Source organism: Ruegeria sp. F12 (assembly GCF_056533885.1).
On the sequence record NZ_JBQFOV010000003.1, the window covers coordinates 110,588 to 124,552 of the forward strand.

At 58.3% G+C, this 13,965-nt stretch carries 11 protein-coding genes; 6 read left to right on the forward strand and 5 right to left on the reverse strand.

Going from position 1 to position 13,965, the window contains the following annotated elements:
- Positions 1 to 26: 26 nt before the first annotated feature.
- The 3 genes from ACR0CA_RS05245 to ACR0CA_RS05255 are packed head-to-tail and all read left to right on the forward strand — an operon-like array spanning position 27 to position 3,130.
- Positions 27 to 389: a DUF3302 domain-containing protein gene (locus tag ACR0CA_RS05245; RefSeq protein WP_170784531.1), complete on the forward strand. Its 363-nt coding sequence runs from the start codon at positions 27 to 29 to the stop codon at positions 387 to 389.
- A 21-nt stretch (positions 390 to 410) separates the two neighbouring features.
- Complete coding sequence (locus tag ACR0CA_RS05250) at positions 411 to 1,556, forward strand: HlyD family secretion protein (protein WP_480897644.1); 1,146 nt, start codon at positions 411 to 413, stop codon at positions 1,554 to 1,556.
- An 11-nt stretch (positions 1,557 to 1,567) separates the two neighbouring features.
- Positions 1,568 to 3,130, forward strand: coding sequence for an efflux transporter outer membrane subunit (locus tag ACR0CA_RS05255; protein WP_480897645.1), 1,563 nt, complete (start codon positions 1,568 to 1,570; stop codon positions 3,128 to 3,130).
- Positions 3,131 to 3,133: 3 nt separating this feature from the next.
- Here ACR0CA_RS05255 and mprF read toward each other — a convergent pair whose 3' ends face one another.
- Complete coding sequence (mprF, locus tag ACR0CA_RS05260) at positions 3,134 to 5,743, reverse strand: bifunctional lysylphosphatidylglycerol flippase/synthetase MprF (protein WP_480897646.1); 2,610 nt, start codon at positions 5,741 to 5,743, stop codon at positions 3,134 to 3,136.
- A 102-nt stretch (positions 5,744 to 5,845) separates the two neighbouring features.
- Entirely contained in the window at positions 5,846 to 6,274 is a 429-nt protein-coding gene (locus ACR0CA_RS05265; protein WP_170769501.1) for an Lrp/AsnC family transcriptional regulator, read from the reverse strand.
- Between the two features lie 86 nt (positions 6,275 to 6,360).
- Between ACR0CA_RS05265 and rocF the strand changes: the two genes are divergently transcribed.
- Entirely contained in the window at positions 6,361 to 7,281 is a 921-nt protein-coding gene (rocF, locus tag ACR0CA_RS05270; RefSeq protein ID WP_480897647.1) for an arginase, read from the forward strand.
- Positions 7,281 to 8,324: an ornithine cyclodeaminase gene (locus ACR0CA_RS05275; protein ID WP_480897648.1), complete on the forward strand. Its 1,044-nt coding sequence runs from the start codon at positions 7,281 to 7,283 to the stop codon at positions 8,322 to 8,324. Before rocF ends, ACR0CA_RS05275 begins: the two co-directional genes overlap by 1 nt.
- A gap of 131 nt (positions 8,325 to 8,455) precedes the next feature.
- On the opposite strand, the gene ACR0CA_RS05280 is transcribed toward ACR0CA_RS05275, so the two are convergent.
- From ACR0CA_RS05280 to ACR0CA_RS05290, 3 genes are all read right to left on the reverse strand, one after another.
- On the reverse strand, positions 8,456 to 9,859 hold the full coding sequence (locus tag ACR0CA_RS05280) for a TRAP transporter large permease (protein ID WP_170784520.1): 1,404 nt from the start codon (positions 9,857 to 9,859) through the stop codon (positions 8,456 to 8,458).
- Entirely contained in the window at positions 9,860 to 10,489 is a 630-nt protein-coding gene (locus tag ACR0CA_RS05285; RefSeq protein WP_170788537.1) for a TRAP transporter small permease subunit, read from the reverse strand.
- Between the two features lie 63 nt (positions 10,490 to 10,552).
- A complete protein-coding gene (locus ACR0CA_RS05290; RefSeq protein WP_170784515.1) occupies positions 10,553 to 11,569 on the reverse strand; it encodes a C4-dicarboxylate TRAP transporter substrate-binding protein in 1,017 nt (338 codons plus the stop codon).
- A 429-nt stretch (positions 11,570 to 11,998) separates the two neighbouring features.
- Here ACR0CA_RS05290 and acs point away from each other — a divergent pair, with 429 nt between their 5' ends.
- Complete coding sequence (acs, locus tag ACR0CA_RS05295) at positions 11,999 to 13,963, forward strand: acetate--CoA ligase (protein WP_170784513.1); 1,965 nt, start codon at positions 11,999 to 12,001, stop codon at positions 13,961 to 13,963.
- Positions 13,964 to 13,965: the final 2 nt, after the last annotated feature.

Consider the following 13,965-nt stretch of genomic DNA (forward strand, 5'->3'; position numbering starts at 1 on the left):
CAACCTTCCAACAAGGAGGCACGAGCATGGGACTGTTGGGCCAACCCCTTGGCTATTACGATTATCTGACTTTTGTCGCGTTGATCCTGCTGTTGGGCGCAGTCATGGCGCTGTTTTTGTTCATCATGGGGCTGCCTGGTCGCATCGCGATCAAGCGCAACCATCCACATGCCGAGGCCGTCAAAATCATGGGCTGGATGGGCTTTCTGGCTATCGTGCCCTGGGTGCATGCCTTCATCTGGGCCTTCCATGATGGAACCACCGTCGATATCCGCCGGATGCCAGACGACGAACGCGACGCGATCCGAAAGGAAATCAAACGGTTGGGTGGTACCTTGAATGAAGAATACCGCGATCCGCTTGACCCGGACGAGCCGCAGAAAAGCTAAGGCCAAAGGACCCTCCACACGATGTTTGTCGCCCTCGGCATTACGCTTTTTTATCTTATTTTCGTTTGGCTCATTTTCTTCAAACTGCAATGGCTGAAGTTCAACATTGCGTGGGGGATCGTGTCCTTCTGGGTCGGCGCACATCTGCTGTTGATCTTTCTGGTCGCCCTGCGCTTCTTCCAGCCGTTTTCCATCGACAGCCATGTGGTGCGTTCGACCATCCAGATTGTACCGCGTCTGACCGGCCCCACCCTGCTGACCGAAGTTCTGGTCGAGCCGAATACGCAAGTGAAAAAGGGGGCCCCCCTTTATCGTTTTGATGACACTGTCTTTTCGCTTGAGGTGGATGAAGCCAAGGCCCAGCTTGTAGCCGCGCAGCAGAATGCGAAGATCCTTGAACAGGATGTCATCGCGGCAGGCGAAGCGGTCGAACGCGCCAATGCGCAGCTTGCATACGCTTTGACCCAGCAGACGCGATATCAGAACCTTGTCCCCGCAGGCGGTGCGCGCCAGGATGAGCTGGACCGCTGGAACGAGCAAGTCACGGAAGATGAGGCCAAGATCAAAGAGGCACAAGCCAATCTGGAAAAGGCCGAATTGGCGAAAGCATCGCAGATCGACGGGGTGAATACCGGTATCCTTCAGGCGCAGGCACAGTTGGACAAGGCGCAGTATTATCTGGACAACACCACGATCTACGCGCCCGAAGATGGCATGATCGTTTCACAGCAGGCCCGACCCGGCCTTGTCGTCGGTGACCTGCGTCTGGGGGCAATTGCCAGCTTTGTCACCACCGACAACCCTTATATTCTGGCGACTTACCGGCAGCAAAACCTGAAATTCGTCGAGCCGGGGCAAGAGGTTGAGGTCGCGTTGGACCTTTATCCCGGTGAAATCCTTACCGGTAAGGTCGAGGCGATCTGGTGGGCTACCCGTCAGGGTCAATACCTGCCCTCGGGTCGCCTGCCCGGCTTTGAGCTGCCTAAACTGCCGGGCCGCATTGCGGTGCAAATCTCGGTCGATATTCCGGATGGTCACACCTTCCCCGCAGGCGGCCACGCGGCAGTCGCGATCTATACCGGTCAGGGCAAAAGCTTTGAATTCCTGCGACGCATCAACATTCGCCTCTACTCATTTGCGAACTTCATCCGCCCGCTGGATATCTGAGGACATAGCGCATGAAACGAACCCGCCTGACCCGCCAACTGATGGGCACCGTTCTATGCGCCGCCCTGTTGGCCGGATGCGCACCGGTAGGGCCGGATTTCGTGCGCCCGAACTCTCCGGTCGTGAAGGAATGGATCGAGGTTAACAGCCCCAGCGCCGGTCCCAGTGGTTTGACCTCGCGCAGCGCGCCCGTGGTCAAATGGTGGGAGACGTTCAATGACCCCACTCTCAACAGGCTGATCAACGAAGCCTATGCCCAGAACCTCGACCTGCAGGTTGCCGGGGCTCGCGTATTACAAGCCCGTGCGCAGTTGGGCATCGCGTTTGGCGAGTTGTACCCACAATCACAAGCCATCGGCGCCTCGATCGAACGGCGTCAGGTCAGCGAAAACCTCGGCCCGATTGCCGATATTCGCGAGATCATCCCGCTGGACACCGAGTTTTCGACATCGCAAGCCGGGTTTGACGCGCAGTGGGAACTGGACGTCTGGGGCCAGCAACGGCGCGGCGTGCAGGCGGCGCGGTCCAATCTGGCGTTGCATGTGGCCAATTACGACGACGCGCTGGTGACGCTGACGGGCGATGTTGCCGCGCTCTATGTCAATATCCGTGCCTTGCAGGAATCGCTGGCGGTCGCGCGGGAAAACATCCGGCTGCAACAGGAATCGGCGGACCTGACCCAGTTGCGGTTCAACAATGGCGTTACGACCGAGCTGGATGTGCAGGAATCCACCGCCCTTCTGAACAACACCAAGGCACTGGTGCCCGCGCTGGAAAGCGATCTGCAACAGACCAAGAATGCGCTGGCGGTTCTGCTGGGCACGACACCTTCGCGCATGACCAGTCTGTTGGGCAATTCCGGGCGCATCCCCTCGGCCCGGCCCAACGTCGCCGTGGGTGTTCCCGCCGAATTGCTGCGCCGCCGCCCCGACGTGCGCGCGGCAGAGCTGGCGGCAGCCACGCAATCGGCGCAAGTCGGGATCGCCATGGCGGACCTGTATCCGCAGTTCATCCTGTCGGGTTCGATCGGCGTGCAGGCCTCCGGTGGGCGCGACCTGTTCACATCAGCCAGCTCCACGGGTTTGGCCAATGCCGGCGTGGTGTGGAACGTGCTGAACTACGGCCGGATCAAGAACAATGTCCGCGCGCAGGACGCCGCCTATCAGGCGCTGATCGCGAATTATCAGAACACTGTGCTGACCGCCTATTCCGAGGTTGAAAGCGCCATGGTCGCTTATACCCAATCGCGCAAACAAGTCGGATTCTATGAAAACAGCGTCGCCGCTTCGCGCCGCGCGGCAGAGATTGCGGTGGATCAATACCGGGACGGCATCGCGGACTATTCCCGCATCCTGAACACGCAGACGGCATTACTGAATTCGCAAGCCAATCTGATCGAGGCACGCCAGCAGGTGTCCAGCAATCTGGTCGCTGTTTACAAAGGTCTGGGCGGCGGCTGGCAGATTCGGCAAAATCAGGAATTCCTGCCCGAAACGGTTCTGGCCGAGATGGCCTATCGCACCGATTGGGGCGATTTGCTGCAAGAGACGCCGCAGCAAGCCAGCCTGAAATAGCGCCTATTTGGTGAGGCCCCGCAACCCGCCCGAGATCAGGATATTCACCTCGTACAAAATACGCGGTGCAGATAGTCCACCGGGGCTGGCCAGATAGTTCGGGCTCCATTCCGGATCAAACTTTTGTTTGAAACTGCGCAGGCCTTCGAAGTGATAGAACTGCTCGCCATGTTCATAAACGAACCCTCCGATCCGGTTCCAGATCGAGGCCAGTTGCCGGTTCTCGATCCCCGAAAACGGTGCAGCGCCCAGTGAAAACCATTGGAAACCCTGCTCAGACCCCCATGACATCATCTCGGCGAACAGTGCGTCCATGACAAAGCTGGGGCTGTCGGGTTCATAGCGCATCAGGTCCAGCGATAGCTCGGATTTTTGACCGCCCTGGAACAAGTTGGCAAAGGCCACGATCCGCCCCCCTTCCTTGTCGCGCAGCACGGCGTGGTCGAAATAGGACAGGTAGGCATCGTCAAACCCACCAAGGGCAAAGCCCTTTTCCTCGCCCGCTTTCTGCGCCAGCCAGTCGTCTGAAACCTGACGCAGTTCTGGCAGGTATGGGGCCAAGTCCTCTTTCGGGATGATCTCGAACACATAACCTTCGCGCTCGGCCCGGTTCTTGGCCTGCCGGAAGCGCTTGCGCGACTTGCCGTCCAGCGAGAAATCTTTCAGCGGCACCCGCGCGACCTCTCCTATTTTCAGGATCGACAGGCCGAGGTCCAGAAAGGTCGGCAGGTATTTGGTCGAGACGCTGTAGAATGCGCACAGCTTGCCTTCGCGATCCGCCATCTCGCGCAATTGCCAGATCAGTTGCTGCCCCGCTTTTTCATCGCCTACAGGCTCTCCCTTGGTGATCAGCGCGTTGCCGGTATCGGCATAGGCCAGAAAGGCGCTGTCATCGGGGGCGATCAGGAACTGCTTGTCCCCGGTCAGGGAAATCTGGGATTCGGTATCCTCGCTCTCCATCACCAACCGTTCGACCACCGCAGGGATCTCGGTGCGTTCCGGCACAGGGATTTCACGCCCGAACAGAGACATCACAGCCACCACCCCAAGGATCAGCGCCACCACAAGGCTGGAGCGTAGGAATCGCGAGGCGTCACCGTTCCAGGCAAACTCCCACCACAGGGCGTTTTGGTATTCCACATGAGAATAGGCAAACAGGCCGATCCAGAAGATCACGGCCAGCAAGGCAAAAACGCTGATCAGCCAGGGGATGTTCAGGCGAAAGATCGACGCGCCGCTGACCCGATAAAACGCGTCCTTGAACGTGGCCAGCAACGCGATGGCCGCGACCATGCCAATCGCCTCATGCGTGTCCAGCCCCTTGGTCAACGAGGCAACAAACCCCGCCACCATCAACAGCATGGCGACGATCCACGCGCGGTAGAGCTTGCGAAACAACCCGCGCGAAACCAACAGCAACAGAACTCCGATGGCGCTGCCAGCCAGATGGGACGCCTCAACAAAGGACAAGGGCAGCACATCCCGTAGAACGCCCAGTTTCTGACTGCTCGCAGGCAGCGCACCGGACAGCAGCAATATGACCCCAGCCACGGCGGCCACGCCCGCGGCAACCATTGGCACGATCGGGCGCATCAGGCGGTAAACCCATGTGGCTGCACCCGTGATGTGGCGTCGATGGCTGATCCCCGAAACCACAGCGATCGAGACAGCGGCGATGGCAAAAGGCAAGAACGTATAGACCAAACGATAAAGCAACAATGCCGCAATCACGTCCGAGCGCCCTGAGGCGCCCAAACCAGCGATCAGCGTCGCCTCAAAGGCGCCAATACCCCCCGGCGCATGGCTCAGTATTCCAACCGCAATCGCGCCGATATAGATCGCGAAGAAGAACGGGAAACCAACGCCCAGATCATCCGGCATCAGCACGTAGAGAGTCATCGACGCCCCGAACAGATCGCAGATGGCCGCTACGGTCAGAAGCCCGGCCAGCCGACCTCCGGGCAGGTTGAAGCCCAGCCCTCCATAAGCCAGCCTGCGCCCACCTTTAGCCAGCCAGAAGAGCAGAACCGCCAGCGCGATCAGAAGCGTCACGCCGATCACAGTCTCCAGCGTTGGGCTGATCGGCAGGATTTTCGAAATCCCGTCCGGGTGCATGGTCAGCAGTGTGCCCAGCAGCAGCACCATGCCCGACCAGAACGCAATCCACGACGTCGCAATGACACCCGCAACTCGGCTGAGGTCCAGCCCCAGCGATGCATAGATGCGATACCGGATCGCCGTCCCGGTAATGTATGAAAAACCAAGACAATTCGAGACGGCATAGCCGCAGGCCCCCGCCATCCCAGCCACCGGCAACGGCACCTCACCATCCGCCACGCTTTGCACCGCCAGAACGTCATACATCGACAACGCAAGAAAGCTGAACGCCGTCCAACACAGCGCAAAGAACATCAGCTTCCACGATGTGTTCGCCACATCGGTCTGTACATCTCCCCATTTCACGTGGGCAGATAGTTCATGCAGAACAACCAGTGCGATCAATGTCACCAGAATCGGAACAGCGATCCGCACCAGCGGCTTTTCCAGAAAGCCGGTGATCTTCTCGGCCCAGCGTACAGCCCAGAGCTCTTGCTCAGCGTCCTGCGTGGTCATTCCATCCCTCTGCTCAAAGGCGTGACAATCGTCATTGGCGCGCAACAGGCGCGCAGGGGGACCTTCGCATAGTTTCGCAAAAGCGCAAAGCGTCAGAAGGGGTTACACCCGGCCTTTCCGCGTGGACAGCAACAGATTGGTCTCGGACCGGGTGATCCCCTCCATCCGGCGGATCTGGAACAGGATTGCGTCCAACTCGGCCAGCGTATCGGTTCCGATCTCGGCAATCAGATCCCAGCTTCCATTGGTGGAATGCACCGCGCGCACTTGTGGCATCGCGGCAATTCGCGACATGGTGCGTTCGGTTCCGCGCCCTTCGATTTCCAGCATCATTAACCCGCGCACCGGACTTTGCGCCACGTCACGCCGGGTGAGAACAGTAAACCCTACGATCTCGCCCGATTGCTTGAGGCGCTGCAACCGGCTGCGCACCGTTGTGCGGGTCACGCCCAACGTCTCGGCCAGCTCAGACAGAGAGGCACGGGCATCACGGTGCAAAGCGCTCAGCAGGCGATTATCCAGATCGTCCATTAAGTGTTTCCATTTTGGAACCTAAAAATTCATTTTGAACAATTTGATGGCTTTTCGCAAGCCAAAGAGAATGACTAGATAGAAACATGACCACGGAAAACATCATACTCGTCGGCGCCCCTATGGATGCCGGTAAACGCCGCCAAGGATGCCGGATGGGCCCAGACGCGTATCGCGTCGCCGGGCTGAAGACAGCCTTGACGAACCTCGGTCACTCGGTTCTTGATGCCGGAGATGTCCGACCCGACCAAACCGATCTGGCCGAACACGCGCACCTTTTCGCATTGCCGGAATGCGTCGGCTGGACCAAAGCGCTGCAACGCGCCGCGCTTGAAACAGCACCCAAAGGCGTGCCGATCTTCATGGGTGGCGATCACGCGCTGTCGATGGGCACCGTTTCGGGCATGGCCCTGCACGCTCAACAGCTGAACCGTCCCCTGTTTGTGTTGTGGCTGGACGCGCACAGCGATTTCCATACCCCCGATAGCACCGATAGCGGCAACCTGCACGGCACCCCGGTCGCCTATTTCACCGGCCAATCGGGTTTTGACGCCTTTCCCGAGGTCACAACCCCCGTGCCGACCGATCGCGTTGGCATGATCGGCCTGCGATCTGTAGACCCGGCCGAGCGCGCGCGCCTGGAACAGGACCGTGCTATGCTGGCCGATATGCGCAGCATCGACGAACACGGGATCAAGGCCCCGCTAATGGCCTTTCTGGATCGAGTCCGCGCCGCAAATGGCCTGCTTCATGTGTCGCTCGACGTTGATTTCCTCGACCCCTCCATCGCCCCGGCGGTCGGCACTACTGTTCCCGGCGGCGCGACCGAGCGCGAGGCGCATCTGGTGATGGAATTGCTGCACGAAAGCGGGCTGGTCTGCTCGCTCGATCTGGTCGAGCTCAACCCGTTTCTGGATGAGCGCGGCCGTACTGCAAAACTGATGGTCGATTTGGCTGCGTCGCTGATGGGGCGGCGCATCTTCGACCGCCCGACCCGGAGTTTCTGATGACCCAACCCTCAGACAAAGCCCTCGTGCCCTTTGTGTCAGTCGACAATATGATGCGCCTTGTGCACCATATCGGCCTTGAGCGCATGATCACCCAGATCGCCGCCCGCATCGAAGTAGATTTCAAGCGGTGGGAAAGTTTCGATAAAACGCCCCGTATTCCCGCTCATTCCCCCCATGGCGTGATCGAGCTGATGCCGACGTCTGATGGCGAGGCCTATGGGTTCAAATACGTAAACGGCCATCCCAAGAACACATCCGAAGGGCTTCAGACGGTCACCGCCTTCGGCCTGCTTGCGGATGTCTATACCGGTTATCCCACCCTGCTGACCGAGATGACCTTGCTGACCGCCCTGCGCACTGCTGCCACATCTGCCCTGGTCGGCAGTTACCTTGCACCAAAGGGCGCCACAACCATGGCGATGATCGGCAATGGTGCACAATCCGAGTTTCAGTGCCTGGCATTCAAGGCCATGTGTGGAATTACCTCGGTACGTCTGTACGACACCGATTCCGCTGCAACCGAAAAATGTGCGGCGAACCTAAAAAACTCTGGCCTGACGGTTGTGCTATGCAAAACGCCCGAAGACGCCATCGAGGGTGCTCAGATCATCACCACATGTACGGCCGACAAGAAATACGCGACAATCCTGACCGACAACATGGTCGGCCCTGGCGTGCATATCAACGCCATCGGCGGCGATTGCCCTGGTAAAACCGAACTGCATCGAGACATCCTGCTGCGCTCGGACATTTTTGTCGAGTACCCCGAACAAACGCGCATCGAAGGCGAAATTCAGGCGCTGAACCCCGATCATCCCGTTACTGAACTTTGGCAGGTCATGACCGGTCAAGCTGCGGGTCGCAAGGACAACCAGCAAATCACACTGTTTGACAGTGTGGGCTTCGCAATCGAGGACTTCTCGGCCCTTTGCTATATCAAATCAGTAATCGAAGGCACCGACTATTTCGAAGCACTGGATATGCTCGCTGACCCGGACGATCCCCGAGATCTCTATGGTATGCTGATGCGGGCAAGCTAAACAGGGGGCTCTGCCCCCGCCGCCCTGCGGGCGACTCCCCCGGGATATTTGGGGCCAGATGAAGTACGGATCCGCTTTTCATCTGGCTAAAAATATCCCGGAGCGCGAGGCAGAGCCTCGCAAATTACCTGCTACCCAGCCAAGGACGGCAGATAGAGCACGATACCAGGGAACGCCACCAACAACGCGATGGTGACGGCGTCTGCGATGAAAAACGGTGTCACGCCTTTGAAAACATCCTGAACGCTCAGGTCCGGGCGGACCCCTGCAACCACAAAGCAGTTGAGCCCAATGGGTGGGGTTATCAGGCAGAACTCGGCCATTTTCACCACAAGAATACCGAACCAGATGGCGCACATCGGGCCAGACATCCCAAAGGCGCTTTCAGCCGCGCTGACGGTTTCACCGCCATTCAAGGCCATTACTGCGGGGTAGACCACCGGTAACGTCAGCAGCAGCATCCCGATGGCGTCCATGAACATGCCCAGAACCGCGTAAGCCAGCAGGATGCAGATCAGGATCAGCATTGGCGACATCTCAAGCGATGTGATCCAGTCCGAGAATGCCCCGGGCAGATCCGCGAACCCGAGGAACCGAACATAGATCAGAACCCCCCAGATGATCGAGAAGATCATGGCCGTCAGCTTTGCTGTTTCCAGCAGGGCCGATTTCAGCTCGGTCCAGCGCATTCCGTGAAACAGCGCAAAACAAAAGACGATAAAGGCTCCGATCGCGCCGCCTTCGGTGGGGGTGCCCCAGGCCTTGTCGCCAAAAGGGTTGTAGACGAAGCAGATGATGATGAGGATCACGGCGACGATTGGGAACGCACCGGGCAGTGCCGCAAAGCGCTGCTTCCAAGTGAACCCAGTAACGGGTGGACCAACTGATTTGAAGATCACGGCGATGCCAACGATCAGCAGACCGTAAATGACCGCTGAAAATGCGCCGGGGATGAAACCGGCCAACAGCAGTTTGCCGACATCCTGTTCAACGATGATCGCATAGATCACCAGAATCGCAGATGGCGGGATCAGCGAGGCCAGTGTTCCGCCAGCAGCGACGACGCCGGCCGCGAATTGTTTATTGTATCCGACCTTCAGCATCTCGGGGATGGCGATGCGCGCAAACACGGCAGAAGTGGCGACCGAAGCGCCCGACACTGCCGCAAAGCCAGCCGTGGCGAAGACGGTGGACACCGCCAACCCGCCGGGCACCCAGGCGACCCAGCGTTTGGCAGCTTCAAATAGCGCTCGGGTCAGACCTGCATAGTAGGCAAGATAGCCAATCAGGATAAAGGTCGGGATCAGGCTGAGCGTATGGGCCGCAACCTTGGAATGAGGCACCTGCCCCGCCGTTTTGACAGCCACGGTCAGTGCTTTGCCAAAGCGGTCGGGATCATAGCCGAACTTGGCCCAGAAAATCCAGACCAGCCCAACCAGACCTGCCAAACCTGCCGCAAAGGCCACGCGCATCCCAGTGACGACCAGAACCAGAAGGCCGCCTGTGACCCACAGGCCGATATCAATCGTGTCCATCTAGTCCTGCCCTTCGAATTGCTCGGCCTCGGCAGCCGCCTGGGCGGCGACATCCTGTATCAGCGGCACGGCCACTGGTTTCTCCAGCCCTAAGACAAAGGCGCGGCCATAGCCCCAGATTTGCAGGATCAGCCGCAGGCACAGCACCGAGAAGGCAACCGGGGCCAAGAGTTTGGCAGGCCAGAGCGGAATACCGATGTCGATTGAGCTGTCACGGCTCCACAACGGTGCGCCGAAATCGAACGAGCGGTCGAAATGGGACCAGCTGCCCCAGACAAGGGCTAGCATCAGAACAAGGATCAATACGACCGAGATCAGTTCGAACAGCCACAGCGCCCGCCCGTGCAGGCGCGAGATGACGATATCCATTCGGATGTGCCCGCCATCCCGCTGGACAAAGGAAATACCAAGGAACGCGATCAGTGGCATGGCCTGTTCGATCCAGTCCACATAGCCAGGCAAAGGTGCGTTGAACGCGTTACGCCCGCTAACCGATACCACGGCCAAAACCATCAGCCCAAATACAGCTATCCCACTGATCAGGGCAAGGAACCGTTCCAATCGCAATAATTGATGATCCAGACGGCTGAGACGACTGCCATCCTCAAGCACCGTGGCCTGTCCTGCCATGCCGGTGATCCCCTATTGTCTTTATGGGTGTCCGGGCGCCGATGAGGCACCCGGACGATGCGATCAGTTGCCGCCGCGCTGTTGTTTCAGCGTGGCCTGAACGAGATCATAGAGGTCCTGCGCAGGCAGACCTTGGGCCGACATGTCCGCTATCCACTGCTCGCGGATCGGATCTGCCGCCTTGGTACGAAACTCTTCGATCACCGCATCGTCGATTTCGACCTTTGCGACGCCCTTCTCGGATAGGACGCTGTCCCACTGTTCCAGCAAGCCACCATAGTTGGCGAGGTAATGATCAATCGCCTCATCAATCGAACTGTCCAGTGCCTCTCGATGTTCGGCCGGTAGGGCTTCATAGGCGTCGATATTTACTACCACCGGGCAGTTGACTGTGCCGGGGTTGAGGTTTGCGGTCCACCAATCAGCCTCGTTTATGGTGCCGAAAGACAGGTGAGCATGTTGGGCAAAGGCCACCGTGTCGACAACGCCCGATTCCATCGCATTGAACGCCTCGGTCGCGGGAACCGAGGTCGGGACACCTCCGACCGCTTCGAATGCCTGACCCAGACCACCGGTCGCACGCACACGCATGCCGTCGAAATCAGCCAGCTTGTCACGCGGATCGCCGGTGCCGACCAGATTATACTGCGGCATGGGCGAGGTCATGATGATACGCGCGTTCCACTGAGCCATCTCATCTTTCACCGCCGGGTGATCGTAAACAGCGTGGCTGACGGCCACCTCTTCTTCCAGGTTGTTCACCCCAAGGAACGGTAGCTCCAGCACCGTGATGGCCCGGTTCTTGTCGCGATGATAGCCCGCGCAGAATTGCGCCATCTCGAACGCGCCGATCTCAATCCCATCGAGATTCTCGCGCGGTTTGGACAGGCCGCCATAGCTGACATTGATGGTGAACTCGCCATTAGTCTTTTCACTGACCAACTCGGCCAGTTTTTCAACGTGCTCAGTAAAGGCGCGGCGTTTACCCCAGACCGAAGCGCTCCATTCGGTTGCTGCGGCCTCAGACACGAAGGCGACGGTCAAAGCGGCAACAGCCGCACCGCTCAGCATCTTTTTCATTGTGATCTCTCCCTTTTTTGCGCCCCTTCCCCAGGGCGCTTGCAAGCAAAGCTAGCGCCAACATCTTAAAGTGCCAACCCCCAGAGCGGGACGCGTGTCCGTGTTCCTCGGTTCCGTTTGGCGCTAACAACTAAAAGATGAGTTTCAAATACCTATTGCCTATGGATCAGAAGCCAGCTGTCACGCTTTTCACTTGTTACAATCAACTATATGTTTCTATTTTATTTTTCATCCGTTTTACAAATTTGTTTTCTAATTTGACAGGATTCAAGAAATTTATTTACAAACTAATCCTTAGTTTTCTGTAATTTATTCCCTTGTTTTCAGTTCTCCGTATTATTCGGTACGGGGAGGATGCGGGTCGACATTGCCAAATCAGCAGGCAAAATCGAGCCCGTCAATTTCAGTCCTAGAGGGAGGAGCCTCAGAATGACAACCGCTGCCCAGGCAGATGCCAAAGCTTATCCGCCAACTGCAGAAACCGTTGCGCGTGCACATGTCGATGCTGACAAATATTCCGAGATGTACGCAGCCTCCGTCAACGACCCTGTCGCCTTTTGGGGCGAGCAGGGAAAGCGTGTCGACTGGATCAAACCGTTCACGCAGGTCAAGGATGTCAGCTATGATTTCGGTTCGGTTGGCATCAACTGGTATGCTGATGGTACGCTGAACGTTTCGGCCAACTGCCTGGATCGCCATCTTGAAACACGCGGCGATCAGACCGCCATCATCTGGGAACCGGATGATCCAAACGACGCGGCTCAGCACATCACCTATGCCGAGTTGCACCGCCGCACCTGCCGGATGGCCAACATTCTGGAATCCTTGGGCGTGCGCAAAGGCGACCGCGTTGTCATCTACCTGCCGATGATCCCCGAAGCAGCCTATGCCATGTTGGCCTGCGCCCGTATTGGCGCCATCCACTCGATTGTTTTTGCGGGATTTTCTCCGGACGCATTGGCAGCGCGGATCAATGGGTGCGACGCCAAGGTTGTCATCACCGCGGATGAAGCCCCGCGCGGTGGCCGCAAAACCCCTCTGAAATCCAATGCAGATGCGGCATTGCTGCATTGCAAGGACACCGTCAAATGTCTGGTCGTCAAGCGCACCAATGGTCAAACCACTTGGATTGCCGATCGCGACTATGATTACAACGAAATGGCGCTTGAGGCAGACGATTATTGCGCCCCGGCTGAGATGAATGCCGAGGATCCTCTGTTCATCCTCTACACCTCCGGGTCGACCGGTCAGCCCAAGGGCGTCGTGCATACAACCGGCGGCTATCTTGTCTATGCCGCGCTGACTCATGAGGTCACGTTCGACTACCACGAGGGCGACATCTATTGGTGTACGGCGGATGTGGGCTGGGTCACGGGCCACAGCTATATCGTATATGGCCCGCTGGCCAACGGTGCGACGACGCTGATGTTCGAAGGCGTGCCCACCTATCCCGACGCCGGTCGTTTCTGGGAGGTGTGCGCCAAGCACAAGGTCAATCAGTTCTACACCGCCCCTACTGCGATCCGTGCCCTGATGGGTCAGGGCAATGAGTTCGTTGAAAAGCACGACCTCAGCGATCTGCGTCTGCTGGGCACTGTGGGTGAACCAATCAACCCAGAGGCGTGGAACTGGTACAATGATGTTGTCGGCAAGGGCAGATGCCCCATCGTAGACACTTGGTGGCAGACCGAAACCGGCGGCCACATGATGACCCCCCTGCCCGGCGCACATGCGACCAAGCCCGGCTCGGCGATGAAACCCTTCTTTGGCGTGCAGCCCGTGGTGCTGGATCCGCAATCCGGTGTCGAAATCAACGGCAACGGCGTTGAGGGTGTTTTGTGCATCAAGGACAGCTGGCCCGGTCAGATGCGCACCGTCTGGGGCGACCATGAACGGTTCGAGAAGACCTATTTCTCGGATTACAAAGGCTACTACTTCACCGGCGACGGTTGCCGTCGGGACGAAGATGGCGATTACTGGATCACAGGCCGCGTTGATGACGTGATCAACGTCTCGGGCCACCGTATGGGCACGGCCGAGGTCGAAAGTGCACTGGTGGCACATGCGGCCGTGGCCGAGGCCGCCGTGGTCGGCTACCCGCATGAAATCAAAGGGCAAGGCATCTATTGCTACGTCACCTTGATGAATGATCGTGAACCTTCAGATGAGCTGCTGAAAGAGCTGCGCACCTGGGTACGGACCGAAATCGGGCCGATTGCCTCGCCGGACGTAATTCAATGGGCGCCGGGCCTTCCGAAGACGCGCTCGGGCAAGATCATGCGTCGAATCCTGCGCAAGATCGCCGAGAATGACTTTGGCTCTCTGGGCGACACCTCGACACTGGCCGATCCGTCGGTCGTCGAAGACCTGATCGAAAACCGGGCGAATAAGTGAGG

Bases quoted from the DNA above. Each gene is read 5' to 3' on its own strand.
- ACR0CA_RS05290 (WP_170784515.1), bottom strand. From the start codon at position 11,569: ATGAAAAAGATGCTGAGCGGTGCGGCTGTTGCCGCTTTGACCGTCGCC.
- rocF (WP_480897647.1), top strand. From the start codon at position 6,361: ATGACCACGGAAAACATCATACTCGTCGGCGCCCCTATGGATGCCGGT.
- mprF (WP_480897646.1), bottom strand. From the start codon at position 5,743: ATGACCACGCAGGACGCTGAGCAAGAGCTCTGGGCTGTACGCTGGGCC.
- ACR0CA_RS05255 (WP_480897645.1), top strand. From the start codon at position 1,568: ATGAAACGAACCCGCCTGACCCGCCAACTGATGGGCACCGTTCTATGC.
- acs (WP_170784513.1), top strand. From the start codon at position 11,999: ATGACAACCGCTGCCCAGGCAGATGCCAAAGCTTATCCGCCAACTGCA.
- ACR0CA_RS05275 (WP_480897648.1), top strand. From the start codon at position 7,281: ATGACCCAACCCTCAGACAAAGCCCTCGTGCCCTTTGTGTCAGTCGAC.
- ACR0CA_RS05245 (WP_170784531.1), top strand. From the start codon at position 27: ATGGGACTGTTGGGCCAACCCCTTGGCTATTACGATTATCTGACTTTT.
- ACR0CA_RS05280 (WP_170784520.1), bottom strand. From the start codon at position 9,859: ATGGACACGATTGATATCGGCCTGTGGGTCACAGGCGGCCTTCTGGTT.
- ACR0CA_RS05285 (WP_170788537.1), bottom strand. From the start codon at position 10,489: ATGGCAGGACAGGCCACGGTGCTTGAGGATGGCAGTCGTCTCAGCCGT.
- ACR0CA_RS05265 (WP_170769501.1), bottom strand. From the start codon at position 6,274: ATGGACGATCTGGATAATCGCCTGCTGAGCGCTTTGCACCGTGATGCC.
- ACR0CA_RS05250 (WP_480897644.1), top strand. From the start codon at position 411: ATGTTTGTCGCCCTCGGCATTACGCTTTTTTATCTTATTTTCGTTTGG.